This is a genomic window from Mycolicibacter kumamotonensis (genome assembly GCF_002086285.1).
GTDB classification, from domain to species: domain Bacteria; phylum Actinomycetota; class Actinomycetes; order Mycobacteriales; family Mycobacteriaceae; genus Mycobacterium; species Mycobacterium kumamotonense.
Window position 1 is genome coordinate 269,899 of record NZ_MVHU01000001.1, and the last position, 15,676, is coordinate 285,574.

General features: G+C 70.1%; 13 protein-coding genes. 5 read left to right on the forward strand and 8 right to left on the reverse strand.

Annotated features, from left to right (window positions below):
* Positions 1–18: 18 nt before the first annotated feature.
* Both BST28_RS01140 and BST28_RS01145 read right to left on the reverse strand, forming a co-directional pair.
* Positions 19–1,032 (reverse strand): winged helix-turn-helix transcriptional regulator, encoded by a 1,014-nt coding sequence (locus BST28_RS01140; RefSeq protein WP_083079517.1) that lies wholly within the window; start codon positions 1,030–1,032, stop codon positions 19–21.
* Complete coding sequence (locus BST28_RS01145; RefSeq protein WP_083079519.1) at positions 1,029–2,519, reverse strand: carotenoid oxygenase family protein; 1,491 nt, start codon at positions 2,517–2,519, stop codon at positions 1,029–1,031. Before BST28_RS01145 ends, BST28_RS01140 begins: the two co-directional genes overlap by 4 nt.
* A 136-nt stretch (positions 2,520–2,655) precedes the next feature.
* On the opposite strand from BST28_RS01145, the gene BST28_RS01150 reads away from it, so the two are divergent.
* From BST28_RS01150 to BST28_RS01160, 3 genes are read left to right on the forward strand one after another with little or no spacing between them, the layout of a single operon-like run.
* Entirely contained in the window at positions 2,656–3,885 is a 1,230-nt protein-coding gene (locus BST28_RS01150; RefSeq protein WP_083079521.1) for an acetyl-CoA acetyltransferase, read from the forward strand.
* Positions 3,886–3,922: 37 nt separating this feature from the next.
* Positions 3,923–4,621: an LppX_LprAFG lipoprotein gene (locus BST28_RS01155; protein WP_029249529.1), complete on the forward strand. Its 699-nt coding sequence runs from the start codon at positions 3,923–3,925 to the stop codon at positions 4,619–4,621.
* Positions 4,621–6,174: an MFS transporter gene (locus BST28_RS01160; RefSeq protein ID WP_065288480.1), complete on the forward strand. Its 1,554-nt coding sequence runs from the start codon at positions 4,621–4,623 to the stop codon at positions 6,172–6,174. The genes BST28_RS01155 and BST28_RS01160 overlap by 1 nt, the downstream gene beginning before the upstream one ends.
* Before the next feature lie 45 nt (positions 6,175–6,219).
* On the opposite strand, the gene ribD is transcribed toward BST28_RS01160, so the two are convergent.
* The 5 genes from ribD to BST28_RS01185 all read right to left on the reverse strand — a co-directional run bounded on the left by ribD (position 6,220) and on the right by BST28_RS01185 (position 11,563).
* Positions 6,220–7,251, reverse strand: coding sequence for a bifunctional diaminohydroxyphosphoribosylaminopyrimidine deaminase/5-amino-6-(5-phosphoribosylamino)uracil reductase RibD (gene ribD, locus BST28_RS01165; RefSeq protein ID WP_083079524.1), 1,032 nt, complete (start codon positions 7,249–7,251; stop codon positions 6,220–6,222).
* A gap of 314 nt (positions 7,252–7,565) precedes the next feature.
* The gene (gene rpe, locus BST28_RS01170; protein ID WP_019738289.1) at positions 7,566–8,243 is read right to left on the reverse strand and encodes a ribulose-phosphate 3-epimerase; all 678 of its coding nucleotides are present in this window, start codon (positions 8,241–8,243) and stop codon (positions 7,566–7,568) included.
* A gap of 4 nt (positions 8,244–8,247) precedes the next feature.
* Complete coding sequence (locus BST28_RS01175) at positions 8,248–9,675, reverse strand: RsmB/NOP family class I SAM-dependent RNA methyltransferase (protein ID WP_083079577.1); 1,428 nt, start codon at positions 9,673–9,675, stop codon at positions 8,248–8,250.
* The gene (gene fmt / locus BST28_RS01180) at positions 9,672–10,604 is read right to left on the reverse strand and encodes a methionyl-tRNA formyltransferase (protein ID WP_083079575.1); all 933 of its coding nucleotides are present in this window, start codon (positions 10,602–10,604) and stop codon (positions 9,672–9,674) included. The genes BST28_RS01175 and fmt overlap by 4 nt, the downstream gene beginning before the upstream one ends.
* A 68-nt stretch (positions 10,605–10,672) precedes the next feature.
* Positions 10,673–11,563 (reverse strand): universal stress protein, encoded by an 891-nt coding sequence (locus tag BST28_RS01185; RefSeq protein ID WP_019738286.1) that lies wholly within the window; start codon positions 11,561–11,563, stop codon positions 10,673–10,675.
* A gap of 242 nt (positions 11,564–11,805) precedes the next feature.
* Here BST28_RS01185 and BST28_RS01190 point away from each other — a divergent pair, with 242 nt between their 5' ends.
* Positions 11,806–12,789 (forward strand): Acg family FMN-binding oxidoreductase, encoded by a 984-nt coding sequence (locus BST28_RS01190; RefSeq protein ID WP_065288481.1) that lies wholly within the window; start codon positions 11,806–11,808, stop codon positions 12,787–12,789.
* A gap of 10 nt (positions 12,790–12,799) precedes the next feature.
* Positions 12,800–13,642, forward strand: coding sequence for a universal stress protein (locus BST28_RS01195; protein WP_234808154.1), 843 nt, complete (start codon positions 12,800–12,802; stop codon positions 13,640–13,642).
* A 15-nt stretch (positions 13,643–13,657) separates the two neighbouring features.
* Here the strand turns inward: BST28_RS01195 and BST28_RS01200 are convergent, their stop codons facing one another.
* Entirely contained in the window at positions 13,658–15,601 is a 1,944-nt protein-coding gene (locus BST28_RS01200) for a primosomal protein N' (RefSeq protein WP_083079579.1), read from the reverse strand.
* Positions 15,602–15,676: the final 75 nt, after the last annotated feature.

Consider the following 15,676-nt stretch of genomic DNA (forward strand, 5'->3'; position numbering starts at 1 on the left):
TTCGATCCACGGCCGGTTTCACCGCGCTGCGCCGAGTTCGATCGGCTCACCCCGACGCGGCACCACCTCAATACTGTTGGCGGCCAGAGTTGTTGAGCATTGATCGCAGGCCAGCAGCGGGACGAACTCGTGCCCGCATCGGAGGTGGGTCTGCCGCAGGGCGGGGCCCTCCGCGCCGGTGTAGTTGGCCTGGGCCCAATGAATGGCGGTGGCGATCACCGGGTAGAACGCCAGCCCTTTCGGGGTCAGATGGTATTCAGACCAGTCCGACCGTTTCGGGTGCGCCGCCGCCTGCAGGACACCGATCTGGCAGAACACCTTGAGCCGGTCGGCGATCAGCGCGGCGGGGGCATCGAGTCGGGTCTGGAAATCACCGAATCGGCGGGTGCCCATGAACGCGGCCCCGATGATCGCCGCGGACCACCGGCTACCGAAGATTGCCATGGTCTGCGGGAACAAGCCCGCTTCGTCGGCGGCCCCGGACCGCAGTCGCCGGCGGGTGGTGGCCCGGGGCACCGAGCGCTGCCAGGTGCCGCTCGGGCCCCACCGGGCCTCGATGTCGGTGACCTCGGCCACACCCCGACAGTGTCGGCAGCTCAGTGCGGGCGCGAAATCCTGGTCACAGGCGCGGTGATGCATGGCGGGTAGGGCGTCGACCTGATCGTCGACCCAGGTCCGTTCCCAGTGCCAGATAGACACCAGAACCGCCCACAGCTGTCGACATTGCGCGGTGGCGAGATAACCGGCCCGCAGCGGCTGCTGCTGGTAGATCTGCCGCTGCAGCAGGCCGTCGCGCACCATGGCCTGCAGCCGGGCGGTCAACACCGCATTGGAGATCGGCAGGTGCGCAAAATCACTGAAACGGGTTGCCCCGAGCAGCGATTCACGGACAAGCAACAAGGTCCATTCGTCGCCGAGCAGCGCGAGCATGCGCCCGATGGCGTTGGTCTGACCCGGTTCCAGCTCAAACGGCGGGCCCGGGTCGTCGATGCTGCGACTGGGCGAGTCGCCGGCACGCGGGCGCCGGCTCATCGCGGGCTACGCGACTGCCGGAGTTCGGAACCGGGCACCCAGGTGGAATGGGTGCCACTGCAGATGCGTTCGGGCAACCGCAGCTTGCAGACCGGCCCGTCGCTGATCCGGGCCGCGTCGAACACTACGCAGTAGGAGGCGTCTTCGTTCATGTCGGTTGTCAGGGTAACCAGGTAGTTGTCGTCCTCACCGGTCGACCCGACCCGGGGCGCCATCGGTGTCTCGCTGCCGAAAACCCCGTCGCCGAAGGAGATCCGCTCCTCGGAGCCGGTCTGCAGATCGTGCTTGACTAGACCGTTGAACAGGAACCAGCCCGGCACGCCGGTCGCGGCGTAGACGTAGCGGTAGTCGCGGGTCTGCCGGTCGGCGTTGATCATGCCGAATTCGGTGAAGTGGTCGCTGAGTCGCTGCTCGGTGGCCTTGCCGGTTGCGAGGTTGAACCGCCAGCGATGCAGCTGCGATTCGAACCCGTCCAGCGCCAGCCACCGAAACGCCGCCTCCTCCAACGAGCGAGCCCCCTTCGGTGAGGGCGACGGGTTGCCCTGGAAGAACCCGTCGAGCACGATCTCGTCACCGTCCTCGTAGGCGTTGGTGAAATGCAGGGCATACGTCGGTTCGGTCTCGAACCACACGACCTTGGACAGGTCTCCGCGGCGCGGCACCACCGCGAAACGTGACGGGATGTCGCGGTGGAACCGCGGAACGTGAAAATCGTTCTTGAGCAGCTCGGCATCCCAGAACAACGGGAAGTCGTTGAGGATCACGTAGTTTTCGGTGAAGGCCATGTCGTGAGGCAACCGGGGCCCGGGCAGCTCGACGTCGGTCAGGTGCATCAGGTTGCCGTCTTTGTCGACCGCCCCATAGCGCAGGTGGGGCGCGTCCTTGCTGTAGCTGAAGAACAGCAGCTCGCCGGTGACCGGGTCGACCTTGGGATGCGCCGAAACCCCCCAGTCCGGGATCTGTCCGTGCCAGGTCTCCTTGCCCAGCGTCTCCGCGGTGTAGGGATCCACCCGATACAGGTCGCCGCACATGTAGAAACTGGTCAGCGCCATTCCCCGGTGTACGACCACGTCGGTGCTCGACGCATCCTTCATCCGCCGCCGCGCACCCCAGCCGTCGGTTCTGGTGGCATCCGCCGGTGATTCGATGAACCCCGCCCACAGTGAAGCGCCGGCCTCGTTGTCGGCGCGAAACCCGTCGGTGCGCACGAACCGGTTGCGGTAGTTGGCTTTCCCGTTGCAGAACTCGACGCTGTGGATCATTCCGTCGCCGTCGAAGGGGTGATAGTGCTGCGCGGGCGGGTGCAGCGGATTCTCGGTGTTGCGCAGATACACCCCGTCGAGGTCGTCGGGCACCCGGCCCTGCACGACCTCCAGATCGTCGGCCCGCCACTCATTGCGCTGGGGACGCCACGGCCCGGTGCGATAGGGATGGTCGTCGTCGGCCGGCAACGTCGAGGCGAAGGTCGTGATCAGCTCGGATTTCATGCTGCCTCCAAGAATCGGGCGTCCCGGGGGAACGAGTTCCGCGTCCCGCCAGGTGAAAGTACAGTTGTCAGAGTTACTCTGTCAATTGTAGGATGCCGGTGATCTCCGACCCTCAGCCTGCGAAGGGGAAGCACGGATGGACCCAGCCGTCTGGATCATCGGCGCGTATCAAAGCGATTTCGGCCGCAATCTCTCCCGCGAGGGCCGCGACTACGCCGACCTGGCCGATGAGGTCGTCGCGGCCACCCTCGGCACTGCCGGACTGGCCGCCGCCGATGTCGATGTCGTTCACGTCGGCAACGCGTTCGGCGAACTCTTCGCCGGCCAGGGACATCTCGGGGCGATGCCGGCCACCGTCGACCCGGCACTGTGGGGCACCCCGGCGTCCCGGCACGAGGCCGCCTGCGCCTCGGGAAGCGTGGCCACCCGCGCGGCGATCGCCGACCTCGCCGCGGGTTTCCACGACGTGGCGCTGGTCGTCGGACTGGAGCTGGAACGCACGGTTCCCAGCGACGTCGGGGCAGCCCATCTGGGCGCGGCGGCCTGGGCCGGGCACGAAGGAGCCGATGCCAACAACGTGTGGGCCAGCGTGTTCTCGCAGGTCGCCGACGAATACGACCGTCGCTACGGCCTCGACGAGGCCCACCTGCGCAGCATCGCCACCACCAACCTGGGTAATGCGCGGCGAAACCCGAACGCCCAGACCCGCGCCTGGACGTTGCCCGACCTCACCGCCGAGGGAGACGACGACGCGGTCAATCCGATCGTCGAGGGGCGGCTACGGCGTTACGACTGCAGCCAACTCACCGACGGCGGCGCGGGCCTCGTCCTCGTCAGCGACCGATACCTGCGGGACCACCCGCGGATTCGACCGCTGGCCCGCATCGAAGGGTGGGGGCAGCGCACGGTCGGTTTGGGCCTGCAGCAGAAACTTCAACGCGACCACGAATCGCCGTACGTCATGCCGCATGTGCACCAGGCCGTTCAGGAGGCGTTCAACCGCGCCCGGGTGACGCTCGACGACGTGGACGGCTTCGAGGTCCACGACTGCTTCACCCCCAGCGAGTACCTGGCGATCGACCACATCGGCCTCACCGAGCCCGGGCAATCGTGGAAGGCCATCGAAAACGGCGACATCGCCATCGGGGGAAGCCTGCCGATCAACCCCAGCGGCGGGCTGATCGGCGGCGGACATCCGGTCGGGGCCACCGGCATACGGATGCTCGTCGACGCGGCGAAACAGGTCAGCGACAACGCCGGTGACTATCAGGTGCCCGGTGCGCGCAGATTCGGAACGCTCAACATCGGCGGCAGCACCGCCACCACGGTGAGCTTCATCGTCGGTGCGCCGGCGGAGCGAGCTTGACCACGCTGCCCTGCCCGCACCCCGCGGCCTCTATACGATGTCCCCCATGCGCAGACTTCTGATTGCTCTGGCCACCGCCACCACCGCCGCCGCGCTGTTCGCCGGCTGCTCCAGCAAGGACGCCGGCGGCCCGCTGCCGGACGCGACGACCCTGGTCAAGGAGTCCGCCTCCACCACTGCCGACCTCAAGAGCGCGCACCTGGCATTGTCGGTGACCGGCCAGATCAAGAACCTGCCGGTCAAGACCCTCGAAGGTGACCTGACCAACGAGCCGACCACCGCGGCCAAGGGCAGCACGACGATCACCATGCTCGGCAGCGACGTCGACGCCAAGTTCATCGTGATCGACGGCGACCTGTATGCGGCGATCACCGGCGACGACTACGACAACTACGGCGCCGCCGAGAAGATCTACGACGTGGCCGCGATCCTGAGCCCCGACAAGGGGCTGGCCAACATGCTGGCGCACCTGAACGACCCGAAATCGCAGGGCCGCGACACCATCGACGGCCACAAGACGATCCGGGTCACCGGTGAGGCACCCGCCGACGAGGTGAACAAGCTCGCACCGCAGCTGAAGGCCACCGCCCCGACGCCGTGCACCGTCTGGATCACCGAGGACGGCGACCACCAGCTGGTTCAGGCCAAGCTCGACCCCAGCGCGGGCAATTCGATCCAGATGACGCTGTCGAACTGGAACGCCCCGGTCACCGTTGAGAAGCCGGCCGGAGCGTGATGCGGGTCAATCGCCGACTCGCGATCAGCGCAGGCAGCCTGGCTGTCCTGCTCGGTGCCCTCGACACCTATGTCGTGGTCACGATCATGCGCGACATCATGGCGCCGCAGCCCGCAGGTGTCGGCATCCCCATCAACAAGATCCAGCAGCTCACCCCGATCATCACCTGCTATCTGCTCGGCTACATCGCCGCGATGCCGCTGCTGGGCCGGGCCTCCGACCGCTTCGGACGCAAGCTGCTGTTGCAGGTCAGCCTGAGCACCTTCGCCGTCGGCTCGGTGGTGACCGCGCTGGCGACAGACCTGTCGATGCTGGTGGTGGGCCGCACCATCCAGGGTGTCGCCAGCGGCGCCCTGCTGCCGGTGACCCTGGCCCTGGGCGCCGACCTGTGGTCGCAACGCAATCGGGCCGGGGTGCTCGGCGGGATCGGCGCGGCCCAAGAGCTGGGCAGCGTGCTCGGTCCGCTGTACGGCATCTTCATCGTCTGGCTGCTGCGGGACTGGCGCGACGTGTTCTGGATCAACGTGCCGCTGACCGCGATCGCCATGCTGATGATCCACTTCAGCCTGCCGTCGCGGGCCGACGCCGCAGCGGACGGGGCGCCGCCGGAACGCGTCGACGTCGTCGGCGGACTGCTGTTGGCGGTCGCGCTGGGCCTAGCCGTCGTCGGCCTCTACAACCCCGAACCCAACGCCAAGCAGGCGTTGCCGGACTGGGGGCCGCCGGTGTTGGGCGCCGCTCTGGTCGCCACGGTGGCCTTCGCGGTGTGGGAGCGGTTCGCCCGCACCAAGCTGATCGACCCGACCGGCGCCCGGTTCGGGCCGTTCCTGGCCGCGCTGGGGGCCTCGGTGTGCGCCGGCGCGGCACTCATGGTGACGCTGGTCGACGTCGAACTGTTCGGTCAGGGCGTGCTGGGAATGACCCAGAACGAGGCCGCCGGGCTGCTGCTGCGGTTTCTGATCGCGCTGCCGGTGGGCGCCCTGGTGGGCGGCTGGATCGCGACCCGGGCCGGCGACCGGTCGGTGACGTTCGTCGGGTTGTTGATCGCGGCCGGCGGCTACTGGCTGATCTCGAAGTGGCCGGTCGACCTGCTGGCCTACCGGCATGATTTCTTCGGACTGTTCTCACTGCCCGCCCTGGACACCGACCAGATGCTGGCCGGCTTCGGGCTGGGCCTGGTGATCGGTCCCCTGACATCGGCGGTGATGCGGGCCGTGCCGGCGCGCGAGCACGGCATCGCCGCCTCCGGCGTGGTGGTGGCCCGGATGACCGGGATGCTGGTCGGTTTGGCCGCGCTGTCGGCGTGGGGGCTGTATCGGTTCAACCAGATTCTGGCTGGCATCCCCAAGGTCCCCGGCGGCAGCCTGGCCGAGAAGATGGCCGCGACCGCGCACAACTCGAAGCTGGCATTCGCCATGATGTACGGCGAGATCTTCGGGATCACCGCGCTGGTCTGTGTGGTGGGGGCCGTCCTCGGGCTGTTCATCGGCAGCAATAAGGACTCCGTCGAGGACACCGAATTGCCCGAGCCGGAGGCCACCCTGTCCCGCTGAGCAGTACCCCGCCGCGCGGGGGCACTTCGGTGCTGATGCAGGGCGCTAGTGCGGCACGAGGCTGAGCAGCAGATCCGGACCGATCGGCTCTACGGTGTCGAACCGCCAGCGCAGCGCCCGAGCGATGCTGGGCACGCCGACATCGTCGACGGCGGTAATCGGCCCGCCGAGCAGGATCGGCGCCACATAGGCCAGGATCCGATCGATCGCCCCGGCCCGCAGGAACGCCCCCGCCAGTGTGGGGCCACCCTCCAGCAGCACGTCGGTGCGGTCCGACAGCGCCCGCAACACCTCGGCCGGATCGTGGGTGCGGATCACCATGGTGCGCGAGTCGTCGTTGAGCACATGGGCGTCCGCGGAGATCTCCCGCTCCCCCACCACCACCCGCAGCGGTTGCCGGTCGGCCAGCGTGCCGTCGGGCCGCCGGGCGGTCAGCGTCGGATCGTCGACGAGCACGGTGCCGGTACCCACCACGATGGCGTCGGCGGCCGCCCGGCGGCGGTGCAGATCGGCCCGGGCGGCCTCACTGGTGATCCACTGACTGGATCCGTCGGCGGCCGCGCTGCGCCCGTCGATACTGGTGGCGTACTTCCACGTGACGTGCGGTAACCCGGTGCGCTGCTTATGCAGCCATTCCCGCAGCGGCCCGGCGATCACCGCGTCGGCCTGAACCCCGGAGAGCACATGCACTCCGGCCGCCGCCAGCCGCGCCGCCCCGCCCGCGGCCTCGGGATTGGGGTCCGACACCGCATAGGCCACCCGCGCTACACCGGCGGCCAGCAGCGCATCCACGCAGGGCGGGGTTCGGCCGTGGTGATTGCACGGCTCCAGTGTGACCACGGCCGTACCGCCGGCGGCCAGTTCACCGGCCCGCCGCAGCGCGACCACCTCGGCGTGGGCCTCACCGACCGGCCCGGTTCCGCCTACGCCGACCACCTTCCCGGCACTGTCCAGGATCACGGCGCCGACCGGTGGGTTGGGGTAGGTGCTGCCCTTGACCCGCTGGCCCTGCTCGATAGCCAGCAGCATCGCGGCGTCGAGGCCGGCGGCGTCTGTCGCGGCCGGGGCGTTGTTCATGCCTCGGCTCCTTGCTCGTTCGTCCCTCTCTCGCCGTCGCCTTCGGCGCTCATGCCTCGGCTCCTTGCTCGTTCGTCCCTCTCTCGCCGTCGCCTTCGGGGCTCATGCCTCGGCTCCTTGCTCGTTCGTCCCTCTCTCGCCGTCGCCTTCGGGGCTCATGCCTCGGCTCCTTGCTCGTTCGTCCCTCTCTCGCCGTCGCCTTCGGGGCTCATGCCTCGGCTCCTTGCTCGTTCGTCCCTCTCTCGCCGTCGCCTTCGGGGCTCATGCCTCGGCTCCTTGCTCGTTCGTCCCTCTCTCGCCGTCGCCTTCGGGGCTCATGCGCGCAGATGTGGCGACGCGGCGAGCGCCTGGCGACGCAGCGATTCCACCGCGGCGGCCGGGTCCTCGGCGCTGTAGACGGCCGAGCCGGCGACGAAACAGTCGACGCCGGCCTCGGCGGCCTGTTCCACGGTGTCGGCGTTGATGCCTCCGTCGATCTCCACCAGGATGCTCAACTCCCCGGCGTCGACCAGCTTGCGCACCGCCCGCACCTTGCCCAGTACCTCGGGGATGAAGGCCTGTCCGCCGAATCCCGGCTCCACCGACATCACCAGCAGGGTGTCGAAGTCTCGCAGGATCTCCAGATAGGGCTCCAGCGGTGTCCCCGGCTTGACGCTGAGCCCGGCCTTGGCGCCGGCCGCGCGGATATCGCGGGCCACCGCAACGGGGTTGTCGGTGGCCTCGGCGTGGAAGGTGACGTTGTAGGCGCCCGCTTCGGCGTACGGCGGCGCCCAACGGCCCGGGTTCTCGATCATCAGATGGCAGTCCATCGGGATGTCGGTGGCCGCCAGCAGACTCTGCACCACCGGTAGGCCCAGCGTCAGATTCGGGACGAAGTGGGCGTCCATCACATCGACGTGCAGCCAGTCGGCCCCCTTCACGGCGGCCGCCTCCTCGGCGAGCCGGGCGAAGTCCGCCGACAGGATCGACGGCGCGATCATGGGTCGTGACATGGGCTCAGATTACTTGTAGCGCGGCGGCGAACATGGCGTCGGTGCCGTGCCGGTGCGGCCACAGCTGCACGTGCGGGCCGTCCCCGAGATCCGGTCCGGGCGCGCCCGGGCCTCCTGGGGGCGCGAACAGCGGCCGGGTGTCCAGCGCGGTCACCCGATGCCGCCGCAGCGCGTCGGCCACCACACCGACCGTTTCGGCTAGGTGCGGCGAGCACGTCGCGTAGAGCACCACGCCGCCGGGCCGGGTCTGCGCGATCGCCGCTGCCAGCAGTTCGCGCTGCAGTTTCGCCAGCACCGGTACGTCGGCGGGTTGACGTCGCCAGCGCGCCTCCGGCCGGCGCCGCAGTGCACCCAGGCCGGTGCACGGCGCGTCGACGAGCACCCGGTCGAAGCCGGGGTGATGGTCACCGAACAGGTCGCGGTCGCGGCCGTCGGCGGTCAGGACCTCCACGTCCAACCCGCGAGTGTTCTCGGCAACCATGGCGGCGCGCTGGGGCGACGGCTCCACCGCGGTCACCCGGGCCCCGGTCGCGGATCCCAGTGCGGCCAGCAGCGCGGTCTTGCCGCCCGGGCCGGCACACAGGTCCAGCCACCGCCCGGTGTCCCCCTCGACGGGGGCCAGCGCGCACGCGCGGGCCACCAACTGACTGCCCTCGTCCTGGACCAGGGCCTGACCGTCGCGCACCGGCTGCAGCCGTCCGGGGTCGCCGCCGGGCAGATAGACCGCATGGGGCGAATACCGTCCCACGGTGCCGTCCACGGCGGCGGCCAGCTCGGCGGCGGTCAGTACCCCGGGCCGTGCGGCCAGATGCACCTGGGGACGCGCGTCGTCGGCGGCCAGCACCGCGTCGAGTTCACCGGCGGCGGGCCCCAGGGCGTCGGCGAAGGCCTGCGCGATCCAGCGCGGGTGCGCATGGACGAACGCCGTGTGGCCGATCGGGTCGGCGGCCGCGTCGGGCGCGAGTTCCGCGGTCCAGGACGCTTCGTCACGCGTGCTGATGGTGCGAAGTACACCGTTGACGAAACCTGCTCGCGCCGAATCGAATTCGATCGCCGCCTGCTCAACCGTGGTGGACACCGCGGCGTGCGCGTCGACCCGGGTGCGCAGCAGCTGATAGGCGCCCAGGCGCAGCAAATCCAACAGCACCGGGTTGATCGCGTCGGGCGAACGCTGCGCCGCCGCTCCGATGATCGCGTCGAGCAGCCCGCGGACCCGACAGGTTCCGTAGGTCAGTTCGGTGGCGAAAGCGGCGTCGCGGCCGGTGATCCCGCGTTCGGACAGCACCGCCGGCAGCGCCAGGTTCGCGTAGGCGTCACGCTGCGAGACCGCCTGCAGCACGTCGAACGCGGCGCGGCGCGCCGGGTCCAGTGGTCTGCGTTCTTTGCGCGGCCGGCCGGCGGGTCGCTGCGGACGACGGGGCGGGCGGGTCATGATGCCCGCACGCACGAGTCGAGCCGGGCGCCGCGCGCCCAGTCGGCGGCGTTCATGGGTTTCTTTCCCGGCGGCTGGACCTGACCCAACCGCACCGGGGCCGATCCGGTGCCGATCCAGACATTGCGCCGATCGACATGAATGTGCCCGGGCGCCAGGCTTTCTGGACCGTCGGCGACAACCGCCACCGGGCCGAGTTTGACGCGCAGATCACCGATCAGCGTCCAGGCGCCCGGGTGCGGGGTGAACGCACGAATGCGCCGTTCGATCACCGCGGCCGGCAAATCCCAGCGCACCCGCGCATCGTCGACGCTGATCTTCGGGGCGTAGCTGACCCCGTCAGGCGACTGCGGCACCGGGGTCAGCGCGCCGTCGGCGATTCCGTCGAGGGTGGCCGCCAGCAGTTCTGCGCCCGAGACCGCCAATCGGCCCAGCAGTTCGCCGGCGGTGTCATCGGGTCGGATCGTCTCGGTGACGACCCCGTATACCGGCCCGGAGTCCAGGTCCGGCTCGATCGCGAACGTGGTCGCGCCGGTCACCTCGTCACCGGCTGCGATTGCTGCCTGCACCGGACCGGCGCCCCGCCAGGCCGGCAGCAGCGAGAAATGCAGGTTGACCCAGCCGTGTTGCGGCACCGCCAACAACCCGTCGCGCAGCAGCGCCCCGTAGGCGACCACCGGGCAGCACTGTGGTGCGAGTTCGGCCAGTTCGGCAACGAACTCCGCCGAGTTCGGTTTGTTCGTGCGCAGCACCGGGATGCCGTGGTCGAGGGCGTGTTGCGCCACCGGGGACGGTTGTGGGCGCCCTCGTCGCCCGGACGCAGCGTCGGGTCGGGTGAGGACCGCGACCATCTCGTGGCGGGGAGAGTCGATCAGTCGTTGCAACGACGGCAACGCGGTGTCCGGGGTGCCGGCGAAGACGATGCGCACCGGCACAGTTTAGGGAAGCCGACGGGCACCGCGTCCGCTGCCGATGCGATGCGCGGTGTCGTCGAGCTCTAGTTCTCCGGGGGCCGCGGGCGAACGACGATCACCGGGATCCCCGCGGCGTGGGCCACCGCCGAACTGACCGACCCCAACAACTGACTGGCGAATCCACCGCGGCCACGACTGCCGACCACCACCAGTTGCGCGTGCTCGGCGGCCTCGACCAGCCAGCGGGCGGGCTGATCGCAGACCACCCGCCGCTCAACGGAGACATCGGGATACTGCTCTTGGTAACCGGCGAGACGTTCGGCCAGGACTTCGTGTCCCTGGCGTTCGTAATCGCCGCGGTCCATGTTGAGGATCGGCATGACGCCGACGTCACTCCAGGCGTGCAGTGCCACCAGCGGCGCGCCGCGGCGGGAGGCCTCGTCGAAGGCCAGCACCGTGGCGGTCTCCGACGCGGGCGAACCGTCGATTCCGACCACCACGGGCGCATCTTTCGCAAATTCCCGATCGGTGCGGATGACCGCGATCGGTCCGTGCGCGTGGTGAAGCAGGCTGGTGCTCACCGAGCCCAGCAGCAGGCGACCGATCGCCCCGAGTCCCGTGGAGCCGACCACGGTCATCCAGCTGTCCTGGCTGGCGCCGATCAACGTGGCGACGACCTGGGAATAGGCCACCTCGCTGTGCACCCGGGGTGATGCGGCTGCGCCCCGGCTGGCCTCGACGACGCTGCCGGCCTGAGCGAGAACCTTCCGCGCCGCGTCGGCCTGCCAACTCGGCATGCCGTCGTCCAGCGGCCCGGGCGGCCATCCGGTCTCCAACGGCGTCACCACGTGCAGCAACGTGATCGGCAGCGTGCGCATGATCGCCTCACGGGTCGCCCAGGCCACCGCGGCGTCGGATTCAGCCGATCCGTCGACACCCACCACGATTCCGGCTCTCGCCCCGGTCTGTGACATCGTGCGGCCCTCCAACCGTTGTGATCGACCGGCCGATCGGCCAGGCGACTCCTCTGTGAAGTTACTGCGGGACCGAACTTTTCGGCAGGGGTCGTTGGACCTCAACCGGTGGGCAGCTGGTCCCGACCGGTCGCTACGGCCCGGGGGTGGGTCCAAGGGCATCGCGCGAACTGCCAAACGGCCCTTCCGCGGACATCTCCGCCGCGCGATCATGGAGGGCAGGTGGAGATCGGAGGGCCAAGATGTCTGCCGCGATGGTGGCGACCGAGACCGTCAAGGATGCGGTACGGGCGGCATGTCGTGCCCCGTCGCTGCACAACATTCAGCCGTGGCGGTGGGTGTTCGACGGCACTGCCCTGCAGTTGTTCCTCGACTCGAGCCGTGTGCTGCCGACCGACCGGGCCGGGCGTGAGGCGATCATCGGTTGCGGCGCGGCGCTGGACCACCTTCGGGTGGCGATGTGCTCGGCAGCCGTGCGCGCCGACACCGACCGGTTTCCCAATCCCAACGATCTCAACCATCTCGCCTCGATCCGTTTCGCTCGGATGGGCTATGTCACCGACGGACACCGCCGCCGGGCAGCAGCGATCTGGGAGCGCCGCAGCGATCGACTGCCACTGCAGTCTCCGATGGACTGGGAACTGTTCGAACCGGTATTGCGCAACCGCCTCGCCCCTCACGACGTGCACCTGGATGTCTTGCCCGAGGACACCCGACCACGCTTGGTGCAGGCATCACAACTGGCGGAGTCTTTGCGACTCTACGACTCCACGTATCACGCCGAATTACGCCGCTGGACAGTCCCGTTCGAGGAATCCTCGGGAATTCCCTACAGCGCGTTGGCCTCAGCAGCCGAAGGTGACCGGGTCGATGTCGGCCGGATGTTCCCGGCCGTCCACCACACCGAACGACGCGTTCGGGTCCGCGAAGACGAGGCGACGATCGTGGTGCTGTCGACCGACAGCGACACCCGCGCCGCCGCATTGACGACCGGCGAAGCGCTCTCGACGGTTCTGCTGGAATGCACGATGGCCGGCCTGGCCACCTGCCCGCTGACACACCTGACCGAGGTACAGGCCGCACGGGAGATCGTCGAGACGCTGGTGGGAAGCGACGTCGTACCGCAGGTGCTGATCCGCATCGGGCACGCGCCCGCGGGCGAGGAGCCCCCGTCACGCACACCACGGCGCTCGCTCGATGACGTCCTGGAAGTCGCGGTCGGATAGGGCGGTTGCCGTGCGTGCCCAGTACCTGTCTTCCCCGCATGTGGTCGTCGGTATCGACGGTTCACGCGCAGCGATGCAAGCCGTCATGTGGGCCCTCGACGAGGCCGTCGACCGCGACATTCCGCTGGTGCTGGTGTACGCACTCGGGGACAACGACGACGTCGCGGCCGCCGAGAGCTCGGTCCGCACTGCGATCAACGCGATCGAATCGACCGGTAAACCGGCCAAGGTAGAGGCCGAGATCATGCGCTGTCCCCCGGCCACCGCACTGTTGGACGCATCCCGATCGGCGGCCTTGGTGTGCGTCGGTTCCATCGGCTTCAAACACGCCACCCACGGCCGGATCGGATCCACCGCGGCGGCCTTGGCGGTCGCAGCGCATTGCCCGGTGGCGGTCGTGCCGCGATGCGCCCGTCCGGGCCCGGACGGCGCGGGGCTGGTGCTCGCCGTGGTGGACGGTTCACCGGCGAGCGACGCCGTCCTCGAACAAGGGGTGGCCGAAGCGCGACTGCGATCTGCGCCGCTGCGCGTTTTCACTCTGCAGCAGCCCCCGCACACCGGCCCCGAAGACCCCGGCCCGGCGCTGGACCAGCGCGTCGCCGCCGACCTCGCGAACCGGGTGGCCAGCTTGCGGGCAGGCCAGCCAGATCTCGACATCGACGCGGTCTGTGAACACAGGGGCCTGCTCAATTTCCTGGAGCACCTGCACCGGAGCACGACGCCGATCCAACTGATCGTGGTGGATCCGCAGCGTCCCGGTCCCGCCGATGTATTGCTGGGACCGCCCGGACGGGCCGTGCTGGAAGCCACCGGCTGCACCCTGATGTTCTGCGATCGGAGATGCTGGTTGTGAGCCGGCTTCCCGCTGTCAGCCGATGTGCAGCGGGTCGATCTGTACCCGCACCGGATGGTGCGACCCGCGGGCACTGAGCACCCCGATTCCGTGGCGCAAAGCCGCCGCCAGTGACAGGCCGTGGTCGCGTCCCACCCGGGCCAGCATCCGGATCACCGGCAGCTCATCCGGGACACCGGCGGGGCGCCGCACCCCCGGCGGCAGCGGCACCGGGCCGAGCACCTCGGCGCCGTCGGGCAGCCGCGCCTGCTCCAGCAGCGCCGTCACCGAATCCGGGTCACCGTCCAGGGCCGCGATGTGCACCGCCGGCGGTAGGCCGACTTCGGCGCGGGTGGTCAGCTCGGCGTCGGCGTGGCCGACCGGATCCCACCGGATGAGGGCCTGCACCGTCGGGATCGACGAGTCGGCGACCACCGTCACCGCCCCGCCGGCGTCGCGGTCGCGTACCAGCGCTGCTGCGGCCATCCAGCGCCGCAACGTGTCCTCGGCGGCACGCAGGTCCTGTCGGCCCAGCAGCGCCCAACTGTCCAGCAGCAGCGCCGCCCCGTAGCCCTGCGGGGTGCGCGGTTCGGCGCCGGGCGTGGCGATCACCAGTGCGGGGCCGTCGCCGGTGTGATCGACGATGGTCTCACCGGCGGAGGTGACGACCGGGGTCCCGGGGAAGGCGCGGCCGAGTTCTTCGGCGGTGCGCCGAGCGCCGACGACCACCGCCCGCACGGCATCGGACCCGCAGCGTGCGCACCGCAGCGCCGGGTCGACCCGGCCGCACCAGCGACAGACGGCGGCACCGCCGCGTTCCGGCAGTGACAGCGGACCGGTGCAGTGCCGGCAGCGGGCGATGGTGCGGCAGCGTCCGCAGGCCAGGGACGGCACATAGCCGCGCCGCGGCACCTGCACCAGCACCGGTGCACCCGCGGCCAGTGCGCTGCGCGCGCTCTGCAATGCCACCGAGGGCAGCCGGGCGGTGCGCGCTGCGGCATCGCGCTCTTCGGCGTATCCGGTGTCGTCGAGGGCCACCACCCGCGGCGCGGCCGCCCGCAGCACCGTCCGGGTGGCCACCACGTCATGCGCCCACCCCGTACGGACCAGCGCGTGCGCCTCGGCGGTGCGCCCGTACCCGCCGATCAGCGCCGCGCACCCCGCCAGGTGGGCCCGCAGCATCGCCACCTCACGGGCGTGCGGATAGGGTGCCCGCGGCTCGGCAAGGCTGTCATCGCCGTCGTCCCAGACCATGACCAGTCCCAGCTCGGCAAGCGGGGCGAACACCGCACTGCGGGTGCCGATCACCAGGCGGGCCCCACCGCGCAGCACCGACAACCAGCGCCGGTAGCGGGTGGCGGGTCCCAGGCCCGCCGACAGCGCCACCACCGCCGACTCGTCGATCCGGGCCGTCGCGGCGCTGCACAGCGCGTCGATGTCGCGTTGGTCGGGCACGATCGCCAGGGCGGTGCGCCCGGCCCGGATGGCGGACACCGCAGCCTCGGCGAAGCGGTCGGTCCACGAATCACCGGGCAGCACCTGCCACACCGCCCGCGCCGCCCGCCCCTGCCCGAGCGCCGCCAGGAAGGGCTCGCCCGCCCGGTAGCGCTGCCAGCCCGCGGGATCGACCGGTGCGGGCACGGGGGTCTGCGCCGGGGTCACCGCCTCGCGCTCCACCCGGGCGTGCCGCGGCGGTACCGCCAGCCTCAGCACGTCAGCCCGGCTGCCGGCGTAGCGGGCCGCCACCGCCTCCACCAGCCGGCGGACTTCGGCGGTGAGCACCGGTTCGCTGGAGATCACCCGCTCCAGCCGGCCCAGCTTGCCGACATGGTCGGTGTCAGCACGGCGCTCCCAGATGTAGGCGTCGACCAGCCGGCCGTGGAAGCGCACCCGCACCCGCACGCCGGGCTGAGCATCCTCGGCCTGCTCCGGCGTGACGAGGTAGTCGAACTCACGGTCCAGGTGCGGCACCGAGAGCATCGGCAGCACCCGGGCCACGGGTCCAGCGGTCTCGCTGGGTTTGCTGTCGACGCTCACCCCGCAGGTCTAGCAGAC